Source organism: Haematospirillum sp. H4485 (genome assembly GCF_012102745.1).
Classification (GTDB): domain Bacteria; phylum Pseudomonadota; class Alphaproteobacteria; order Rhodospirillales; family Rhodospirillaceae; genus Haematospirillum.
Window position 1 is genome coordinate 24,774 of sequence record NZ_JAAVSY010000005.1, and the last position, 19,819, is coordinate 44,592.

General features: G+C 62.8%; 24 protein-coding genes and 1 other RNA gene. 5 read left to right on the forward strand and 20 right to left on the reverse strand.

Annotated features, from left to right (window positions below):
• Window positions 1-52: 52 nt before the first annotated feature.
• The gene (ndk, locus tag HEQ61_RS05305) at window positions 53-475 is read right to left on the reverse strand and encodes a nucleoside-diphosphate kinase (protein WP_066136653.1); all 423 of its coding nucleotides are present in this window, start codon (window positions 473-475) and stop codon (window positions 53-55) included.
• A gap of 226 nt (window positions 476-701) precedes the next feature.
• Between ndk and HEQ61_RS05310 the strand changes: the two genes are divergently transcribed.
• Window positions 702-2,636, forward strand: coding sequence for an ABC-F family ATP-binding cassette domain-containing protein (locus HEQ61_RS05310; RefSeq protein ID WP_168020243.1), 1,935 nt, complete (start codon window positions 702-704; stop codon window positions 2,634-2,636).
• Window positions 2,637-2,669: 33 nt separating this feature from the next.
• Here the strand turns inward: HEQ61_RS05310 and HEQ61_RS05315 are convergent, their stop codons facing one another.
• The 6 genes from HEQ61_RS05315 to ssrA all read right to left on the reverse strand — a co-directional run bounded on the left by HEQ61_RS05315 (window position 2,670) and on the right by ssrA (window position 7,216).
• Window positions 2,670-3,137, reverse strand: a complete 468-nt coding sequence (locus HEQ61_RS05315) for a DNA polymerase III subunit chi (protein WP_168020244.1) — start codon at window positions 3,135-3,137, stop codon at window positions 2,670-2,672.
• Between the two features lie 95 nt (window positions 3,138-3,232).
• Window positions 3,233-3,556, reverse strand: coding sequence for a ribbon-helix-helix domain-containing protein (locus HEQ61_RS11230; RefSeq protein WP_168020245.1), 324 nt, complete (start codon window positions 3,554-3,556; stop codon window positions 3,233-3,235).
• Window positions 3,557-3,663: 107 nt separating this feature from the next.
• Entirely contained in the window at window positions 3,664-4,374 is a 711-nt protein-coding gene (locus HEQ61_RS05325; protein WP_168020246.1) for an alpha/beta family hydrolase, read from the reverse strand.
• Between the two features lie 57 nt (window positions 4,375-4,431).
• Entirely contained in the window at window positions 4,432-6,042 is a 1,611-nt protein-coding gene (locus tag HEQ61_RS05330; protein ID WP_168020247.1) for a fumarate hydratase, read from the reverse strand.
• Between the two features lie 269 nt (window positions 6,043-6,311).
• Window positions 6,312-6,842, reverse strand: coding sequence for an SspB family protein (locus HEQ61_RS05335; protein ID WP_168020248.1), 531 nt, complete (start codon window positions 6,840-6,842; stop codon window positions 6,312-6,314).
• A 46-nt stretch (window positions 6,843-6,888) separates the two neighbouring features.
• Window positions 6,889-7,216, reverse strand: a transfer-messenger RNA (tmRNA) gene (ssrA, locus tag HEQ61_RS05340).
• A gap of 90 nt (window positions 7,217-7,306) precedes the next feature.
• Here ssrA and HEQ61_RS05345 point away from each other — a divergent pair.
• Complete coding sequence (locus HEQ61_RS05345; protein WP_168020352.1) at window positions 7,307-8,113, forward strand: thymidylate synthase; 807 nt, start codon at window positions 7,307-7,309, stop codon at window positions 8,111-8,113.
• Complete coding sequence (locus tag HEQ61_RS05350) at window positions 8,110-8,664, forward strand: dihydrofolate reductase (protein WP_168020249.1); 555 nt, start codon at window positions 8,110-8,112, stop codon at window positions 8,662-8,664. Before HEQ61_RS05345 ends, HEQ61_RS05350 begins: the two co-directional genes overlap by 4 nt.
• Before the next feature lie 15 nt (window positions 8,665-8,679).
• Here the strand turns inward: HEQ61_RS05350 and HEQ61_RS05355 are convergent, their stop codons facing one another.
• Window positions 8,680-9,513, reverse strand: a complete 834-nt coding sequence (locus HEQ61_RS05355) for a 3-keto-5-aminohexanoate cleavage protein (RefSeq protein WP_168020250.1) — start codon at window positions 9,511-9,513, stop codon at window positions 8,680-8,682.
• Between the two features lie 264 nt (window positions 9,514-9,777).
• Here HEQ61_RS05355 and HEQ61_RS05360 point away from each other — a divergent pair, with 264 nt between their 5' ends.
• Window positions 9,778-10,746 carry a tRNA dihydrouridine synthase gene (locus HEQ61_RS05360; protein ID WP_168020251.1) on the forward strand — a complete coding sequence of 323 codons (969 nt, stop codon included), beginning with the start codon at window positions 9,778-9,780 and terminating at the stop codon, window positions 10,744-10,746.
• 54 nt (window positions 10,747-10,800) lie between these two features.
• On the opposite strand, the gene HEQ61_RS05365 is transcribed toward HEQ61_RS05360, so the two are convergent.
• The 12 genes from HEQ61_RS05365 to HEQ61_RS05420 all read right to left on the reverse strand — a co-directional run bounded on the left by HEQ61_RS05365 (window position 10,801) and on the right by HEQ61_RS05420 (window position 18,909).
• Complete coding sequence (locus HEQ61_RS05365; protein ID WP_168020252.1) at window positions 10,801-10,983, reverse strand: hypothetical protein; 183 nt, start codon at window positions 10,981-10,983, stop codon at window positions 10,801-10,803.
• A 17-nt stretch (window positions 10,984-11,000) separates the two neighbouring features.
• A complete protein-coding gene (locus tag HEQ61_RS05370) occupies window positions 11,001-11,441 on the reverse strand; it encodes a cell wall hydrolase (protein ID WP_168020253.1) in 441 nt (146 codons plus the stop codon).
• Complete coding sequence (locus HEQ61_RS05375; RefSeq protein WP_168020255.1) at window positions 11,429-11,725, reverse strand: hypothetical protein; 297 nt, start codon at window positions 11,723-11,725, stop codon at window positions 11,429-11,431. The genes HEQ61_RS05370 and HEQ61_RS05375 overlap by 13 nt, the downstream gene beginning before the upstream one ends.
• 63 nt (window positions 11,726-11,788) lie before the next feature.
• Window positions 11,789-12,421 carry a hypothetical protein gene (locus HEQ61_RS05380; RefSeq protein ID WP_168020256.1) on the reverse strand — a complete coding sequence of 211 codons (633 nt, stop codon included), beginning with the start codon at window positions 12,419-12,421 and terminating at the stop codon, window positions 11,789-11,791.
• Entirely contained in the window at window positions 12,415-13,293 is an 879-nt protein-coding gene (locus HEQ61_RS05385) for a hypothetical protein (protein ID WP_168020257.1), read from the reverse strand. Before HEQ61_RS05385 ends, HEQ61_RS05380 begins: the two co-directional genes overlap by 7 nt.
• Before the next feature lie 9 nt (window positions 13,294-13,302).
• The gene (locus HEQ61_RS05390; protein WP_168020258.1) at window positions 13,303-13,587 is read right to left on the reverse strand and encodes a hypothetical protein; all 285 of its coding nucleotides are present in this window, start codon (window positions 13,585-13,587) and stop codon (window positions 13,303-13,305) included.
• A 39-nt stretch (window positions 13,588-13,626) separates the two neighbouring features.
• On the reverse strand, window positions 13,627-14,103 hold the full coding sequence (locus HEQ61_RS05395) for a hypothetical protein (protein ID WP_168020259.1): 477 nt from the start codon (window positions 14,101-14,103) through the stop codon (window positions 13,627-13,629).
• A 45-nt stretch (window positions 14,104-14,148) separates the two neighbouring features.
• Window positions 14,149-16,080 carry a hypothetical protein gene (locus HEQ61_RS05400; RefSeq protein ID WP_168020260.1) on the reverse strand — a complete coding sequence of 644 codons (1,932 nt, stop codon included), beginning with the start codon at window positions 16,078-16,080 and terminating at the stop codon, window positions 14,149-14,151.
• Window positions 16,077-16,646: a hypothetical protein gene (locus HEQ61_RS05405; RefSeq protein WP_168020261.1), complete on the reverse strand. Its 570-nt coding sequence runs from the start codon at window positions 16,644-16,646 to the stop codon at window positions 16,077-16,079. The genes HEQ61_RS05400 and HEQ61_RS05405 overlap by 4 nt, the downstream gene beginning before the upstream one ends.
• A 46-nt stretch (window positions 16,647-16,692) precedes the next feature.
• Complete coding sequence (locus tag HEQ61_RS05410; protein WP_168020262.1) at window positions 16,693-17,757, reverse strand: DDE-type integrase/transposase/recombinase; 1,065 nt, start codon at window positions 17,755-17,757, stop codon at window positions 16,693-16,695.
• A 47-nt stretch (window positions 17,758-17,804) separates the two neighbouring features.
• A complete protein-coding gene (locus HEQ61_RS05415; protein WP_168020263.1) occupies window positions 17,805-18,041 on the reverse strand; it encodes a hypothetical protein in 237 nt (78 codons plus the stop codon).
• A gap of 46 nt (window positions 18,042-18,087) precedes the next feature.
• Entirely contained in the window at window positions 18,088-18,909 is an 822-nt protein-coding gene (locus HEQ61_RS05420) for a phage capsid protein (protein WP_168020264.1), read from the reverse strand.
• Between the two features lie 212 nt (window positions 18,910-19,121).
• On the opposite strand from HEQ61_RS05420, the gene HEQ61_RS05425 reads away from it, so the two are divergent.
• A complete protein-coding gene (locus HEQ61_RS05425) occupies window positions 19,122-19,814 on the forward strand; it encodes a chemotaxis protein (protein ID WP_168020265.1) in 693 nt (230 codons plus the stop codon).
• Window positions 19,815-19,819 lie beyond the last annotated feature (5 nt).

Below are 19,819 nucleotides of genomic sequence, written 5' to 3' on the forward strand. Positions count from 1 at the left end.
AGGCCCCCCCGATGGAACCTGCCTTTTCAGCGTCATCAATCCGTACGCAGGATCAGCCGACAATCTCCGACTGGGAGAAGAAGAAGGCAATCTCGGCGGCGGCATTTTCCGGGCTGTCGGAACCGTGGACCGAGTTGGCCTCGATCGACTCGGCAAAATCAGCCCGAATGGTGCCGGGGTCAGCATTGGCCGGGTTGGTGGCGCCCATGATCTCGCGGTTTTTCAGGACGGCGTTTTCACCTTCCAGAACCTGAACCACCACCGGGCCGGACATCATGAAGGACACCAGATCCGGGAAGAAGGACCGCTCGCGGTGCACGGCATAAAAACCTTCGGCCTGGTCACGGGTCAGACGCAGACGCTTCTGGGCAACAATACGCAGACCGGAATCCTCGAACCGGGCATTGATCTTGCCGGTCAGGTTGCGACGGGTGGCATCGGGCTTGATAATGGACAGGGTACGTTCAACAGTCATGATCAGCATGTTCCTTGAAATGCACGGGGCCCTTTCGGAAAGGGGAACATCCCCGCCCGACAGGCATAAGGAAGACGAACAGCGCCCGCCCCGGGATCCGGAAGGCAGGCACAAAACTTTCGCCGGGGGTTATACCTGCAAAGCACTGCCCTGACAACCAACTGTTTTGCACCGGCACACAACGACCATTTTGCATCCACTCCGGATGTATGCTAGACGAACGCCCATGCTGCACCTGAATTCCGTCCTGTTTCGCCTTGGCGGCCGCGTCCTTCTGGACGGCGCCTCGGCCCACATCCCTGCCGGGGCCCGGGTTGGCTTGGTTGGCCGCAACGGCACCGGCAAATCCACCCTGATCAAGCTGATCACCGGCGACCTTGCCCCCGACGGGGGTGAAATCCGCACCCGCTCCCGGGCCAGGATCGGCTATCTGCGCCAGGAAGCCTCGGAAAGCACCGGATCGCTGATCGATACCGTGCTGGCTGCCGACACCGAACGCTCGGCCCTGCTGCAACGCCTGGAACAGGATCCCCCGCCCGGGGAGCTGGCCGATATCCACGAACGCCTGAATGCCATCGATGCCCACAGCGCCCCGGCGCGGGCTGCACGCATTTTGTCCGGGCTTGGCTTTCCCGCCACCGACCATGAACGCCCGGTGCAGGACTATTCCGGCGGCTGGCGCATGCGCGTGGCCCTGGCTGCCGTCCTGTTCTCCCGCCCCGACCTGCTGCTGCTGGACGAGCCGACCAACCACCTGGATCTGGAAGCCACGCTTTGGTTGCAGGGCTATCTGGCCCAGTGGCCCGGCACCCTGGTGGTTATCTCGCATGACCGCGACCTGCTGAACCAGGTGCCAAACCGGATCCTGCACCTGGAAAACCGGACCCTGACCAGCTACGGCGGCAATTACGACACGTTCGAGAAGACACGGCGCGAGAAACTGGACCTGCAGGTCAAGGGAAACGCCAAACTTCTGGAACAGCGCAAGAAGATGGAAGGGTTCATCGCCCGCTTCCGCGCCAAGGCCAGCAAGGCCCGCCAGGCCCAGAGCCGCATGAAAATGCTGGAGAAAATGGATCTGCCGGTCAGTGTGGTCGAAGAACGCACCATTGTGCTGGACTTCCCCGACCCGGAACCCCTGCCCCCACCCATGATCGCCATCAATGACGCCAGCGTCGGCTATGGCGGAAAGACCGTTCTGCGCGACATCTCCCTGCGCCTGGACATGGACGATCGTATTGCGCTGCTCGGGGCCAACGGGAACGGAAAATCCACCCTGGCAAAACTGCTGACCGGACGACTGGACCCTATGTCAGGCACCGTGCAGCGGTCTTCAAAACTGCGCATCGGCTATTTCGCCCAGCACCAGACCGATGAACTGAATCCCGAGGATACCCCGCTTGGCCACATGAGCCGCGCCATGACCCCAAAAGGCGGCTCTGCCCCGCCGGAAAGCCGGGTCCGCGCCTTCCTTGGCCGGTTCGGGTTTGGCGTTGACCATGCCACAACACGGGTGGCCAAATTGTCCGGCGGCGAAAAGGCCCGCCTGCTGATCGCGCTGATGTGCCGGGAACAACCGCACCTGATCGTGCTGGATGAACCCACCAACCACCTGGACATTGATACCCGTGATTCCCTGATGTCGGCCCTTAACGCCTTTGGCGGGGCCGTGGTGCTGATCGCCCACGACACCCACTTGGTCGAGGCCTGCGCCGACCGCCTGTGGCTGGTGGCCGATGGCCAGGTACAACCCTTTGACGGCGACATGGCGGATTACCGGCAATGGCTGCTGGACCGTGCCCGGGATGACCGTCGGTCCACCACCGGCAAGGCCGGGAATGACGATGCGGGCACAGCCCGGACAGGCACAGCAACCAACCGCCGCGAGGACCGGCGCCTGGCCGCGCAGATCCGCGCCCGCCTGGCCCCCTTGCGCCAGCGTGTGGAACGGTGCGAGCAGCAGGTCACGCGCCTGAATGCCCGCCGGGATGATCTGGAAGCAAAGCTGGCCGACCCGGCCCTGTACAGCGGACCGGATGACACGGTGGCCGCCCTGCGCATGGAACTGGGGGCTGTTGGCCGCGACCTTCAAATGGCTGAGGACCGGTGGCTGAAGGCCGTGGAGGAACTGGAGGAAGCCAGCGCTCGCGAGCAGGCCTAGCGCACCAAGGCACCATACCCTTTCAGTGGTTGTTCACGCCCCGGCGTTGGCGCTGGCCTTTTCCACCCAGCGCCCGTCGGCGGATTGCTGCCAGTACCGCAGCGCGTGCCCCTCTTCCCGTCGCTGGCGCCAGCGTTCCCGTGCCTGGGCAACCGAAGCCTCGTCCAGCCCGTTGAACAGGTCAAACACCCGCTCCATGCCCTCGACCAGGGTACTGTCACTGCCATCACACAAAAACAGGTAACCGGCCCCGTTGGCATTGTCCTGCGGATCCTCGGTCAGCCACACCGGCTGCTCTTCGGCGTATCCGTCCCGGCGGGATCCATGCGGCAGCCATCCGTCGCGGTCATTCCACAAAGCCTGCACCAGATCTTCCACCCGCTCCTCTGAACCTGCCACCACCAAAGCCCTTTCTCCGGTCTGCAGGACACGGGTCAGCAGGCGCGGCAGAACCTCTTCCAGACGGGATCGTTGCAGGTGATAAAAATCAATACGGGCCATTACACACCAACAGGGTCACACAGATCAGGGAACAGTGCCGCCCCGGCGGGCCACAGGCAAGAAAAACACGCACCCCGGCCCACAAGGCAAGACCATCAGGATGCAGATGTATCCGGCGCGGGAGGGGATACAACAGCCCGGCGCCGGAACCATTCAAGGATATACACCCTGACCGCACTGGACAAATTGCCGCCCGCGTTATGACTGCGGGCAGAATCAATTTCCGAAACCATGGCATTGATACTCAGGCCGCGGGCTGCAGCAATAGAACGCAGTGCGTCCCAGAACACATCTTCCAGCGATACCGATGTAGGATGTCCGGCAATACGGACACTGCGCTTGATAACCGTACTGCCACCACCATTCCGCTCGGGCGGAACAGCGGGCGCATTGGCCGGAATACTCTGGGGCCCGGTCATGACTGCCTCCCTCTTCGGGGCTGGACCATACCGGCCCCGCCAGTATCCTATTTATACATTCATTTTCCACAGGGGCAACAGATACGTAAACATGTGAACATCCTGTTCTACGGTAAATAGATACCATTACCCGGCAGCCCGGCAACAAAATCTGCCACAGCCCCGGCAGCCCGACACAGGTGTTCTTCTGCCCGGTAACCAGACGATACCCTGGGGCAAAGGTCATGATCACCGTCACACATCCAGAGAATGTCCAGGCTTGATGGCAACCGCAACGTATCAACCAACGCCCTGCCCCCCAGAGGATCCCGTGTGCCTTGAACAATCAACCCCGGGACTGAAAGGTTTTCCAGCGGCGCACATCGCTTTTCCACCCGTCCCGGCTTCCGGGCCGGATGAAAGGGATAGCCCAGGGCCACCACACCATCAGCTCCGACCTCGGCTGCGATCATAACCGCCATGCGCCCACCCATCGATTTACCCCCGATTGCCAGACAGGGTGGACGAAACAAGGCCCGCGCCTGCATCACAGTCTCTGTCCATGCCTGCAACAGAGCTGGCTCCCGGTCCGGAGGCCGCCGCCCCCCATGCCCCGCACGGCGTGCCGCCATATAGGGAAACTCGAACCGCAGCACGGCCACCCCTGCTTCCGACACCAACCGGGCCATGGCCTTCATGAAGGGGCTGTCCATGGGAGCACCGGCACCGTGCGCCAGAATCAGGAGCGGAACCGACAGCGGCACACCAGAAGGACCATCCGGGCCATCGAACATCCACCCCCGCGCCGTCGCCATGGCCCCGGCAGACGAAACCATCATGCCAGCGCCACCTTGCGGAAAAGCCTGCCTGCACCCGACATGACGCCGGAACCTCCCTCAAAGCTGGCGGAAAAAGTCATTGCCCTTGTCATCAACAATGATAAAGGCCGGGAAGTTTTCCACCTCGATCTTCCACACGGCTTCCATGCCCAGCTCGGGATACTCCAGAACCTCCACCTTGCGGATGGACTGCACCGCCAGCTGGGCCGCCGCACCGCCGATGGATCCCAGATAAAAGCCGCCATGCTTCTTGCAGGCTTCCTTGACCGCCGCGCTGCGGTTGCCCTTGGCCAGCATGACCATGGAGCCGCCATGGGACTGGAACAGGTCCACATACGCATCCATGCGCCCGGCTGTTGTCGGACCGAACGACCCGGAGGCATACCCGTCCGGCGTCTTGGAAGGACCGGCATAGTACACCGGATGGTTCTTGATGTAGTCCGGCAACCCCTTGCCGGCATCCAGGCGTTCCTTCAGCTTGGCATGGGCAATATCACGCGCCACCACCATGGTTCCGGTCAGGCTGACGCGGGTCTTGATCGGGTAGCGCGACAGGGTGGCGCGGATCTGCTCCATCGGCTGGTTCAGGTTGATCTGCACCACTTCGCCAGACAGCTTGTCCTCGCGCACGTCGGGCATATAACGGGCCGGGTCGGTCTCCAGCGCTTCCAGAAACACACCGTCACGGGTGATCTTGCCCAGCATCTGCCGGTCGGCCGAACACGATACACCCAGCCCGACCGGGCAGCTGGCACCGTGGCGCGGCAAGCGGATCACCCGCACGTCATGGCAGAAGTACTTGCCGCCGAACTGGGCCCCGATCCCCAGCGTGCGAGTAATCTCCAGCACCTGCTGCTCCATCTCGATATCGCGGAATGCCTGGCCGAACTTGCCGCCCGATGTCGGCAAACCATCCAGATACCGGGCTGATGCCAGCTTGACCGTTTTCAGGGTCATCTCCGCCGATGTGCCACCTATGACCAGTGCGAGGTGATAGGGCGGACAGGCCGAGGTCCCCAGCTTGATCACGGACTCCGACACAAACTTGCGCAGGCTGTCCGGGTTGAGCAGCGCCTTGGTTTCCTGGAACAGGAATGTCTTGTTCGCCGATCCGCCCCCTTTGGCCATAACCATGAATTTGTAGGCCGCCCCTTCGGTTGCATACAGGTCAATCTGGGCCGGCAGGTTGTTGCCGGTGTTCGACTCCTCGAACATCGACAGCGGCGTCAGCTGTGAATACCGCAAATTCAGGCGGGTATAGGCATCGGCAATGCCCTGCGACAGATACAGGGCATCATCAACCCCGGTCCAGATCCGCTGCCCCTTCTTGCCCATGACAATCGCCGTGCCGGTGTCCTGGCACATCGGCAGAATCCCGCCGGCGGCAATATTGGCATTCTTCAGCAACTCCAGCGCGACAAAGCGGTCGTTGGCCGATGCCTCGCTGTCGTCAACAATCGCCCGCAGCTGGGCCAGGTGCCCGGGGCGCAACAGGTGGGAAATATCGCGGATTGCCTCGGCCGAAAGCTGAACCAATGCCTGTGGGTCAACCACCACCATCTCCTGCCCGGCAAAGGACTCGGTCCGGACATAATCGCCGTCCAGACGACGCCAAGGGGTTGTATCCTCTCCCAAGGGGAAGATTTCGGCAAAAGCGGCATCAATCATGGTGGTTTCCCTGCATAACAAGCGGCCCGGCCCGGCTGGTTGCGGCAGGGCGCGGGCAGAACTCTCCCGTTGGCCGGGTATAGATCGAAACGTCCGGCCCGTCCAGACAAGGACCCGGCGAAAACCGGATCAGGCACCCCCCTGGACCTGCCAGCCCGCCCGGACCCGGCCTCCCTGATACAACAGGACCATCCCCCCGGCATGGCCACACAGAAAACGGGCACCTGCCAGAGGTGCCCGTACACAGTCATAAAATGCAGGAACCACGCCTATTTGCGGCGAAAGGCGTCCAGAGCCACAACATTGCTGCCATCCGAAGGGCCGGTGGAGTCATCGCCCGGGGCATCATCCGTATTCCGGGCAACAGGCTCGCCATCGCCGTATTCCGGATCGTCGTACCCGTCGTCCTCGCTCCCGTCATCCTCCATGTCCACATCCACATCAAGCCCGCCACGAAACTGCAGGCCAAAACGGGCATACGGATCGGCAAAGGCGGTCACAGCCGCAAACGGCACCCGCAAATGCTCCGTTTGTCCGGAAAACGACAGGTCAACGGAAAACATCACGTCATCAACCGTCAGGTTCCAGAACTGGTGCTGCAGGACAATGGTCATTTCTTCCGGATAGCGCGCCCGCAAACGGGAAGACATCACAACCCCGTCGGCATCAGTCTGGAACGTAATGTAAAAATGATGCCCGCCGGGCAAGCCCTGGTCGCGCGCGCCCCTCAGCACATCGCGCAACACCGTGCGCAATGCCTGCTCAACCAGGTCTTCGTAGGAAATGTGGATCTCGCTCAAACTGTCAACTCCCGGCACTGCAGATCCGGCCCCGTCAGGTAACCAAAGTGGGGGGCTTCTGTTGCCCGGTGCCCCCCGGACCGCGCTTACCGGCAATTAAGCGGCAGCGGCAAGTTCAACGTTGTCGTTGGCACTTGTAGAGTTCAGCCCGATAACGGCGGATACTATACCGGGCACAGCCTAGGCCTTTACTACGCGCGTCGATCCTGTTTCGTCCCCACAGATCCACCCTGCCCGGCAGGGAGGAGTGATGGTGGAGACGCCGGGTACCGCCCCCGGGTCCGCTACGCCTATTCCGCAAAGGGTTTAGCGCCATAGCCGGGCAAGCCCGGCAAGTGCAAGACTATAGGGTCTTGCCCTGTGCATGCAAGCGAAACCGCACAGAGATTCTGCCCTTGCGCCACAAAGGCAGAATACGCTTTATAGACCCTGTCATCCTTCGCAACACCGAGGCCACAATTCCCATGCAACAGTACCACGACCTGATGCGGCTGGTTCTGGAAACCGGCCACCGCAAGGCCGACCGCACCGGAACAGGCACCCTGTCCCTGTTCGGGCACCAGATGCGCTTTGACCTGGAAGACGGATTCCCCCTTCTCACCACCAAGAAACTGCACCTGAAGTCCATTGCCTACGAGCTGCTGTGGTTCCTGCGCGGGGATACCAACATCGCCTGGCTGAAGGAACACGGCGTTTCCATCTGGGATGAATGGGCTGATGAAAACGGCAACCTCGGCCCGGTCTATGGGGCGCAGTGGCGGTCGTGGCCGGCCCCGACGCCCGACAGCCCGGACCGGACCCTGGACCAGATCCGCACCGTGGTGGACAGCCTGCGCACCAACCCGGATTCGCGGCGCCACATCGTGTCGGCCTGGAATCCGGCGCAGGTGGACTCCATGGCCCTTCCCCCGTGCCACTGCCTGTTCCAGTTCCACGTGGCGGAAGGCCGCCTGTCCTGCCAGCTGTACCAGCGCTCTGCCGACATTTTTCTCGGGGTGCCGTTCAATATCGCCTCCTATGCCCTGCTGACCCTGATGATGGCGCAGGTCACCGGCCTCCAGCCCGGGGAGTTTATCCACACCCTGGGGGATGCGCACCTGTACCTCAACCATCTGGATCAGGCCCGCGAACAGCTGACCCGCAAGCCGATGGCCCTGCCACGGATGACTCTCAACCCGGCCGTGACCAACCTGTTCAAGTTCCGGTACGAAGATTTCACCCTGGAAGGTTACAACGCCCATCCCCACATCAAGGCTCCGGTTGCAGTATGACAAAAACCAGTACACCGGCCACAGCACGCCCCCTGGTCTCGCTGATTGTTGCCGTCGCCCGTAACGGGGTGATCGGCCACAACAACACCCTGCCGTGGAAACTGTCCGATGACCTGCAGTATTTCCGCCGCATGACCATGGGAAAACCGGTTCTGATGGGGCGCAAAACCTTCCTGTCCCTGGGCCGCCCCCTGCCCGGACGGACCAACATCGTCCTGACCCGCAATCCGTCCTGGACAGCCAACGGCATTCTGACCGCAGGCTCTCTGGATCAAGCCATCGACCTTGCCGCCCGCGATCCACTGGGACAGGAAAGCGGGGAAATCATGATTATCGGGGGGGCAGAACTCTATGCGCGGACCCTGGATCGTGCCGACCGGGTCTACAGGACCGATGTCCATATGGACCCACAGGGCGATACCTTCTTTCCCGCGCTGGACCCGGCACTCTGGCACGAAACCAGCTGCCGGGAGGGAGCACCGGCACCCGATGGCACCCGGACCCACACCTTCCGGATCCTGGAAATACGGCGACCGGACCAGAACGGCTGAGCCTTCGTCCCGGTTTCACGCATATTCCGGCAATCCCAGCATCTGGCGGGTTTCCGCCACGCTGGCCGGGCGGCAACCATAATCCATACAGCGTGCCACCGCCCGCCGCACCAACTGGCCATTGCTTTCAGCCAGGATATGGCGGGTCAGGCGGATATTGTCTTCCAGACCGGTACGGATGTGCCCGCCTAGGGACAAGGCCCAGTCCATCACCAGATCCTGATGCGACCCAAGCCCGGATGCCATCCACGAGGCGTCCGGGAACAGGTCCCGGATTTCCGCCACCATGAAATCCAGCACCTGACGCCTGGCCGGCAGGGCAGCCTGCCCCCCCAGAACAAGGTGAAAGTGCGGACGTTCAGGCAAAAGCCCCTGCCCGATCAAGGCCGCCGTGGCGTAAAGCATCGACAGGTCAAACAGCTCCAGGGTCGGCTTGATCCCCATACGCACCACGGCCTGCCCCAGCTCGTGCACCACACCGGGCGGGTTGAGATAGACGCCGCCGGGCATGTTGAAAGACCCCGGGGCCAGCGCCACCATTTCCGGGCGCAAGGGCAGCATCGCCAGCCGCTGGGATGGATCGCCATCCACGCCGCCGGTCGACAGTTCCACCACCATCCCCGGACAATAACGGGCCACACCCTCCATCACCGTGGCGAAACGGTCGGGATCAAAACTCGGGTTCTCGTTGTCATCGCGCACATGCAGGTGCAGCAGCGTGGCGCCGGACTCAAACGCGTCCTGCGCACTTTCCACCTGCTCGGCCGGGGCAACCGGCACCGCCGGGTTATCCGCCTTGCGCGGGCGTGACCCGGTAATGGCACAACACACAACAACAGGACGACTCATGAAAACCCCATAGTCCCCGGATATACCACGCCACAGGCACATACGCGCCAACCAGCGCCCCCGGTATCGTCATCAGGATCTGGCTGTCCCCCTGTCCTGAAGCAAACAGCAGGCCATGCCAGAACGTTTGTTGTCGCCCAAGGACAACGCCACGTCAAGCTCAACCGGATGCATACATGCCTTGTGGCGGAACCGGACCATTGACCCGGGCCACCGGTTTCGCTACAGAGCAGCCTTCCCGCTTCCCGGATATGGTTCCCTTGCATGCGCCTGATTCTTGCCCCCATGGAAGGGCTGACCGATCCGCCGGCACGCCGCCTTCTGACCGCAACCGGGGCCTTTGAGCGGGCCGTGTGCGAATTTGTCCGGGTCTCCTGCGGCTTGTTGCCACCTCATGTCTGGTACCACCTGTGCCCGGAGCTCCTGACCGGGGGCAGAACCGACTCCGGCACCCCGGTCTATGTCCAGATCATGGGACCGGAACCGGCCGTAACAGCCGACAATGCCGCCTTTGTGGCCAGCCTTGGGGCGCCGGGCATTGACCTGAACTTTGGCTGCCCGTCGAAAACCGTCAACCGCCGCGCCGCCGGGGCCAGCCTGCTGCGTACGCCCGACCGCATCGCCGCCATTGTCGCCGCCACCCGAAAAGCCGTTCCGGACCACATCCCGGTCACGGCCAAGGTCCGCCTGGGTTACGAGGACACCGGCCAGCACCTGGAGATCGCCCTGGCCGCCCGCGACGGCGGTGCCAACGAGCTGGTCGTGCACGCCCGGACCGGGGCTGACGGCTATCGCCCGCCGGCTCGCTGGCCCCTTCTGGACGGTATCCGCCGGGCTCTTGATATTCCGGTCATTGCCAACGGTGAAATCTGGACCCCACAAGACTGGCGGGAGTGCGCCCGGGTTTCAGGGTGCGAGGCCGCCATGCTGGGGCGCGGGGCCATTGCCCGTCCGGATCTGGCCCTGCGCCTGAAAACCGGGGCCCCGCCGTGGCCGTGGGAACGGGTCTGCGCCCTGCTGCTGCACTATGACAGCCTGCTGGCATCACAGGATGGCTGCACACCAGCTATCCGTGGCGGGCGCCTGAAGCAATGGCTGACCTTTATCGCCCGTCACGCCGGCCACGACTGGCACCAGGCCAAACCCCTGTTCGACCGGATCCGGCCGGAACGGGACATCACCACCATCCGGGCCCTGCTGGAAGACAGGGAACCGGCGCAATCCGCCCCCTGAAACGCAAAAAGAACCCCCCGCTTCCCGGACAACAGGAAGCGGGGGCAAAAGACTTCAACCCGGACCGTGGTGACGGTCAGACCGGGCCGGGCCAACATTCAGCGCCAGAAGATCCACTAGGCGCCGCAGGGCACCAACCCGGCGGTCATCATCCAGACCCGGCGTCAGCGCTGCCACGGCCGAGGCCACCGTCACCACCGAGCTGACCAGGTGCCACAGGCTACCAAGATTTTCCATGATCCAGTCCAAAACCCTTACTCCACGATTGTATAAAAAATATGTCCGCCAATTTCCGCCGACGGAACGCGGGACCACGCCCAGCGCGGATGCACCGAACGGGCGTGATAACAGGTGGCACCACCGGTCGGATCCTCCAGAACGCCAGCCACCGCCCGCCGTGCAATGCGCACACAGACAGCTAGGCACGGATCGCCGGGCACAGCGACCATGGCATCCGGACATCCCCCGGACAGGCTGGACCAACAGGAAAACTGGTCCGGCTTCAGACAAACATCCGGGATGGTCCGCCCCCACCACACCGCCCGCCCGGCCCGGGCATGGCGGACCCGGTTCACCACCACCGCCGCCACCGCTTCCTTTCCTCGCACACTTTCCCCCCTGGCTTCCCCCCACAGGGTACGGGCCAGAATATCGACCGGCTTACCGGAAGCTGGTGACAGCGTTACCCGCTCCACGGTGCCGCCCCCCGCCCCAAGGACCGGACCTGAACCGCATCCAGCTTCAGCTCGATACGCTCCAGATGCGCCCGCAGGCGGTTTTCCACATCCTTCAGGGTGGCCATCGAGACATGGGTGCGGGCAACCTCCAGCTTGTAGTCAGCCAAGGCCTCCCGCACGGCTCCTGTTCGCGTGTCCGTGTCTTGGCGTGTCCGCCACAACAACCAGAGCAGCCCACCCAGCGCCAGCAGCTCCACAGCTGTTACCCACCACATCAGATCCACCGTCCAGGGTATGGACATGCTTCTTTCTCCTCGGGAAAATAGATTGGTCAGAACGCACGGAACCCTGTGCGCCCATACTCTTCAGACAGAAAAATCGGTGCAGGCCGTCCAGGCAGCCCCCCCGCGCTGCCAGACCGGAGACGGACCGGCAGGGCCAGACACACCATGGCGACGCAACCGGACCGGCTCAGCCAGCAGACATGCGGCCACGGCATCCAGGCCATCGTCGTGACCACGCCCATCGGGCCGCCAGTCCCGCAGCTCGGTGAGGAAGGGGGTCTGCAACACGCTGCGATGCGCTTTCAGACGACCGGCGGCCAGCGGTGCGTCCAGCGCCTCCAGAATACGTTCTGCCTTTGAACGGTGGCTGGTGTATTCCAGAACCGCCACCGGCAGATTGTCGTCGGCCAGAACCTTGCGCAGCAGGGACGGCAGGAACCGCCCCAGCCCGTTGATCTCCACCCGGATGGCCGGCAGGTGCAGGTCACGCACAAACGCTGCCACATGACGGCACTGCCAGGTTGCCACATCATCCCGGCTCCCCGCCGGTGCTGCCGGCAGCCAGCAGATCCGGTGCAGCCAGTACGTTCCGTCCCCGTCGCAGAACAGGGCCGCCACCACACTGCCGTCCCGCCGGCCATCAGACCCGGCACCAAAGGCCGGATCCCAGCAACAGGCCACCGAAACCATCCGCACCCCGCCAATCGTCAGCAAACTCTCCCCGTTCCCTTCACCCGCTCGATCCACAGGCTGAACACACACGGCGCACTGGCTTCCAGGCGGCTTGTCAGCAGTATCCCATCCGCCGCCGATGCCTCCAGAACCCGGGCCGTAGCCGGTGCCGTGCCGTCAAAGATCTTGATGCGGGTTGCCGTGGACTGCGACAAAAGGTTTGCCGTGTCCGTACCCAACAGGTTTTTGGCCGGCCCCTCGACATGCCAGCCCAGATAGGTCTGCCCGTCAGGACTGAAATCATCACGCACGGTATCAGCCGTGGCAGCAACAACACGGCCAGTCCGGTCAACCCGGGTTGCCGAATAGTCCTGCTGCACCTTCAGCAGATAGGGCACCCGGTCGGGCACCGCCCGCATATACACCGACGGCACCAGAGGCCCGAACCGCTCCGATGCCGACAGCTGGCTGCCCTGGACCGAAGCCGATGCCACACTGCCATACAGGCGGTCGTGCACCCGCTGCAACACCCGCTGTGCCCAGACCGATTCATCAGACAGCCAAGACGCCTGCCCCCCGACCAGATCCGCTGTCTTCCAGCTGTCCTCGTCCTTTGCCGCACCACCGGGTGTCAACGCCCCCGTACTGCCGGTGGCCACAGATGCCACTTTTGGCAGGACCGTGTCCGGCGGCGAACCAGCCCGCAGCTCCTCCACGGCCCGCACCAGACGAACAAAACTGTCCGGTCCATTGACCAGGCGCCGCCCGTCCTCCGACCACCCGATGATCTGCCCCGGCTGCGGGACAGGCAGAACCGGACGCACCGGAGCCTCCACATCAACCGGCAGCACAACCGACCGGTCTATCTGTTCTTCAAGCTGCTGCATCAACACCAGATGGTGGTCCAGCTCCATACGCAGCGCCTAGCCTGATACCTGGCCACGGGCCATGATCTCGGCCTTGCGGGCAATCAGCAAATGACGCTTCAGAACGATCACACTACCCTGGGCCGGCGGCACGACAAAGGAAATGCTGCCCCCGTTTTCCCGCCCCAGGCCGGTGACGTAATACCCCTCGCGGCACACCGCACCATCGAGCCACACCTGCAGGTCATCCGGCGTAAAAATCCGGAAATGAAACGGATAGGTCCCGGTTATGCCGTCCCCCGTGTAACGATGAAACCGTCTTTCATATCTTTGTGCTTTCACGGATATCTGCCCCCACAGAATACCACCCGGATGAAGAATTCAGTCGCGGGCAATCACAGTGTCATCAAACACATTACTGGCGTGAGATCTCTTGAGCAGGGCATCCATCTCCCGCTGCTTTTGCGCGACTTCCCGTACAATGCGGGACTGGACAGCAGCCTGCCTGTCAGAGCGTTCAATGGCACGATTGGCATCCTCGGACAGGCTGTCGGTCAGGGCCTGGAACGATGTAGACTCCATCCCGCCGGGCGACAGGGCAGCACGGGCCCGACGCGTTGCCATCTCGCGGTCCAACTTGCGCTGCTGGCGCAGTACATCATCCTGCTGCCGCAATGCAATCATCTCCCGGCGAGAAGTCTCCTCTGGATCAGGGGCAGCAAAATCCGGTTCGGGCCGCGAAACCACGGGCACTGTACGCGGTACCTCGCTGTCCCGCGCCCTGCGGCGTGGCGCATCCCCGAACGAAGACCCGCCCCGGGCACGGATAAAAGGTTCTATAGCATGGAAACCGGCCACGACTTTCTCCTCACTGCAATCAGGATCATAAAAAAAACCGGCTTCTCAGCCGGCGGAACGAAGATCGGTCAGAACCGAAAGAATGGTGCAGGGTGCCGGCGTATCCTGCTCGATACGCCACAATGGCCGGGGATGCCCGGTCCGCCAGCCCAGCGCCCGCACGGCAACCTCGCACACCGCCTTGTCGTCCTCTGCATCCCCGCGAAAGGACAGTGGCACAGCAGCACAGAAATCAACCGGCACCGGGCCGGAACCGGTATCCACAACCAGATGCCCTGTCCCCAGAACCCGGAACGAAGCCCGGATCAGGCGGATGCTGCGCCCGTATACGCCTCCGCCTGCCCCTGCAACAGCGGGCGGCAACGGCTCCACAACATGGGCAAACGGCAGGCCGACATCGGGCGACCGCAGGGGATGCGACAGATGAACCCACCCCCGGCGCACGGTCGCCAGCACAAAGCCCTGATCCGCACCCGCCACATACACCTGCTTGTTGTCCAGCGCCACCAGCCCGCCCAGCGATGCCACCGCCCTGCGGGTTTCCCTTTTCTGGGCACAGTCGGTAAAGGCGGTCTCGTCCAGACACTCCAGACACACCACCGCACCACGACGGACCAGAAGACAGGTCAACCCGCCACAGACCCGCACCGACAAAATGTCCCCGTCGGTTTCCTGGACACTCCAGGCGGTGATCTGCTCGCGGCGATAGTTGGTGACAGTTGCCATGGTCCCCGCACCCATCACCATATGCAGCAGACGCCAGCGCGGGTCATAATCCATGTCCACTGGGTCCTCCACCCGGTGCGAAGCCATCAGCGACAGATCCTGGGCCTGATAGGCCTGCTCGCTGTCGGAAAACAGGAAGGCCCGCAGCTCCCGCCCGCCGGCAGCCACAAAGACCGTGGCTCCGTCCACATCACAGGGCGGAATGGAGCGGGATGCCAGGCTGCCGATCCCGGTCTGCCGACGAACCAGGATACTGGCCGGGCTCAGGGGTTCCCCCAGCACCATCCACTCTGCCCCGGTGGTAAACACCTGCAGGTGGCGGCCCGGGAACACATGGCGGATGGCGTTGACCTGATCCGACAGGATCGGCATGTGCAACGCATCGTCATCCAGCCCCTGCCCGGGGTCAAAGTTGAAAAAATCCCCCACCCGCGACAGCCACAAGTGATGCGGCAAATCCCGCGACCCCCCGATCACCAGACGGTTCTGGTGAAACGTGACCGAAACCGGCCACCCCCGTGCTTCGGAAAAAACTGCTTCCACCCAGTCGGTGCTGTATGCGGCCGCAGGCAGGGTTCCCTCGACCCGCGCCTTCATTTTTTGCGCTGTCACCCGGGACAGCAATTTCACCGGCACCCCGCGCAAACGGATCCACCCGCCAACATGCGCCGGGGTAAAGAACGGCTTGTCGGCATGCAGGTGCACCTCTCCGGTCACACCGCCATCCGTGCGCAAGGCAACGTCAAGCGGTGCAAACCGGGCAAACGGTACCTTGGGAACACCTCCCTGCCCGGTTTCAAAGACCCACGGCGTCACCGACCAGGAATCCTCTGCATGGCAGACAATCTTGTGCGGCGGCACCAGCGGATGAACCACCAGCAGGGTGTCGCTGCTCTGGCTCCAGTTGATCGCGGCCAGATGCTCCAGCGTCCACGGGGTTTCCAGCGCCTGGATATACTGGACCTCCTGCCCCGATGGCAGCGGCCTGAACACGGTCATCTTCCGGTCGGTCGACACCAGCACAAAGACCAGCGCCGTGTTGAACTCAAAGGACAGAAGACGACCCGGACCCGACGCAACAGCCAGCCACCGCAAACCGGGACGGCGAGTTATGCCCCCGGTCGGACGCACCAGAACATTGCGCAAACACGCCGCACCATTGTCCCACAGGCGCAGGTCCACCCGCCCCAGCAGATCGGGGGCCAGCTCCCCGGCCGTGAAGTTGGACTTGACATGACCATGCCCGCTCATCGCCGCACATCCAGAAGAATGCTGCTGCCCACACGCTTTGGCGTATCCTCGCTGGAATCAACCGCCCGCGCCCGCCGGAACTCCTGCTCCGCCGCCTGCCACAGGTGATCCGCCCGCCCCGCGCTTTCGGTCAGGGGCAAACAGAACGCCGCCGCCAGGCGCAAGACCAGGGCATTGACAAAAAAAGCCGGAAACACACTCTCCGGAACGGCGGCAATGTAATGCAGGACAACCGGCGAGGCGTCACACTCCACCTGACGCCCCACAATGCGGTACGCCACCCCCCGGTCCTGTCCGACACGCCCGACCGACAAAACCCGCAGACACGCCACCGGCAAAGGTGCCGTAAAGGCATACCCCGAACACGATACAGACGGCATGACCGGCACCACTTCGGTGGTCAGGGCAAAATTCCACGGATGCACCGACAGAAAGGCATCGCGGACCATATCATAGAAATGGCGCGCCACCTCGGCCACCGGGGTCGGATCTTCCAGCGACGAAACCGGCAGGGCGCCGATCATCAGCAGCGCGCGGTTGCAGATATCAATCCTGTCCAGGGCCATGCCTGCTTCCTTTCACCAACACCACAGACAACGAACCGCACAGGCTTCAGACGCCCGGCCCGGCAGGATCCCCGGTACCGGAAAACGCGTCCAGAACGGCCTGCGGGGTCTGCCCCATATTCGGCCAGCCCTTCCCGGGGCGACGGGTGTTGTAATCCTTCAACCATGCCGCAAAGGCGACCTGCACCGCTTCCAGCGTCCCGAAAGGCCGCTCCCGGATCCGGGGCAGGAAGAACTCCTCACGCACAGTGTCGCGAAACCGTTCGACAAAACTGCCGCGCCGGGATGGCAGGGAATCAACTGTCTGATGCCCGATCCCCGCCAGATCCAGATACGTCTGGTACAGGTGCCTGGCCCCGCCGACAAATTCCCGCCCGGTATCAGTTCGCACGACATGAACAGGCCAGCCATGACGGCGGAAGAACGGCAGCGCCATATTGTGCAGAACTGCGGTCGCGGCTTCCGGGCGACGACTGTCATGCAGAAACCCGAAAGCATAGGACGAAAAGGTGTCCACCACGGCATGCAGGTACACCTTACTTCCGCGTCCGGGACAAAAGACAAAGAAGCTGTCCGCGTCCAGAACCTCGCCCGGGGCCTTTGAAACCGGCGACAACTCGCGGAAGCACGGGTTCATGCGTTCCACAAACGCGGTCTGTTCCGCGCTCAGGACCAGCGTACCCGCAGCCCATTGCTGTTCCAGGGCCAACCAACGATCCACCGCACCGCCCAGGCCATTGTCCCCCAGAACACGCTGGACCAACGCGGCGGACAGGGCCATGCCCTCATCGGCCAAGGCTGCGTACAGGCGGACCTGCCCCCACGCCGGATGCTCCAGGGCCATGGCTACAACACGTTCAACCACCGCCACCGGGATCGAACGCCGCCGCCCTCGACGGGACTCCCTCATCACCGCATGGTCCTGGAGTCCGTCAAAGCCACTCTGGCGGAACTGCTCGGCCAGGCGGGAGAAACACTCCCGCCCGCCTGATTTCCGGCGGCGGATACCGGCCACATCAGCCAACATGCGCCCCAGATCGGCAACATCCATCACCCCGGCAGAAGACCCTGTGCCAGGTCCCGCACCGGAACTGTCAAACACTGTATTCATTATTTCTCTCACTGCGTAATAGGGGAGACATCACCGTGAACCGGCTGTCAGGACAGGGCCGTGACAGTCACCCCTGAACGTCCCGCATCCTGGACCCGGTACAGGGCCACGGTGCGGGTGTTTTCATCATCCAGGTTGACCACCATCAGGTCCCCCTTGCGCAGCATGTCCGCCACGCTGTTGAAATACCCGGTTGCCAGGGTGGTATCTTTAGTCCGGTAATGCCACTGGGTAAATCCATTGGCATACGACAGAACAGACAGGTTGCAACGTTCAAAAGCCATGGCGGCATTCCTTTGTCCTGCAATCATGCAATCGTGGCAGCAATCCTCATGTTTCCAGGCATGGCATGGAAACAATGCCCCGGGTATCAATCAGGGCCGCACCCTGACTCATCATATTGTTGACAAAATGGGCAGCCCGGTCGCCGTGCCAGGAAATATCCGTCACCACATCAGAGCCAACAGCATGCCCGACCGCCGTACGGTGATACCAGAAACAGCTGCGCACTTTTCCTTCAAACAGGGGCAGACCGGTATGAGGCATCCACAAACTGCCCAACCACCGCTTGGCCTGGGTACCCTGCCACGGCAACGCGTCGGGTCCTATATAATCCGAACGCGCAAATTCAGAAATCTTCAGAAGTTCAGACCATTGCTTCCAGCCGACAATCACAAACCGTTCGCCGTCATCGGGCACATCGGCATTGCCCAGTTGCTCGAAAGCGGCCAGGGCCTTTTCCCGCGTCATCCCGGTTGTACCGTCCAGCGCCGACACGGTTGCCTTGGCCATCTCGGCCAGAATCAGCTCGTCGGTCTTGCGCCCCAGGGCACCGGCCCCCGCCTTTACCAGAACGGCCCGCTCGTCCAGGCTGGTCTTCAGCTCGTCCAGGCGGTCCACCCAATCCCCGGCATAATAATCCTGAAGGATACATTCCACCGGGGTATGGTCCATGTTCATGACCGGAACCATGCCATGGCGCGCCTTGGTCGAGGCCGTGCCCTTGCCAACCTTCTGGAAAACGGTCGAACTCCCCCTTATTCCTCCCTTGCTGCGCACCGTCGGGCGCAGGCGGGACCCGTACTGCTGATAGGCCAGATGCACATCGGCCTGAAAATGCTTGATAAAAGACTTGTCGACAGAGACTGACATAAAAGCTCCTTATGGTTGAAAAACGACAACGGGGAGCAGGACACGACCCGGCGGAAAAACAAACACCCGAAAACCGTCATTTGTGTTGCACCGTCGCCCGGGGCTCGTATCCTTGGGACGGTGTGGCCCTGGTTCGTCCACATCCGCCCGGAAACGGTCCCGGATTGCGCCGCGCAGACCCCAGTCAACCCCGTGGCAGACGAGGCAACGACGTGTCCACAGAAGCAGCCACAGAAGCAGCCGCAGAAATCCCGGCCGACGCACCGGTTGTTGTCGAGCACCGCCTTGAAGGCCGGGCCGGCGAAATGTTCACCCAGTGCGAAACCGCCCTGCAGGCCTTTGTCAAACTGCGTGAACTGTCCGAAGACATGCGGATTCTGTCACTGAATGCCGAACTGGCCGCCGGCCGGGCCGGAACCGCCGGCGTGGCCGTGCGGGCCCTGACCCAGTACACCCGGCAGCTGGTCAGCCAGCTGAACCGGGTTCAGGAAGACATGAACACCCTGCAGGCCCGGGCCGAAGAACTGGTTGCGTCCAACAACGGCACGTCAGGCGGCGAAGGTGGTGAGGAAAACGCCAGTTCCCTTCCCGTGCACGAGTTGTCCGACCGGGAAAGGGAAGATCAGGAACAAAGCGCGATCTCCACCATCAGCGACCATGCCAAGCAGATTTCTGTCCACGCCCAGACCATCCGGCGTATCGCCGAGCAATCCAACGGTATTGCCACCAACATCGCCATCGAGGCCGCCGGTGCCGGACGCTACGAACCGGAATTCCGGACCGTTGCAAACACCATGAAACGCTATATCGCCGATTTGCGGGCGATGGTGGACGACTCCGAACGGGCGGTCAAACAGGTCCTGGAATCCGGGGAACGCCTCAACAACGCCCGCAAGGGGAACTGACCAGC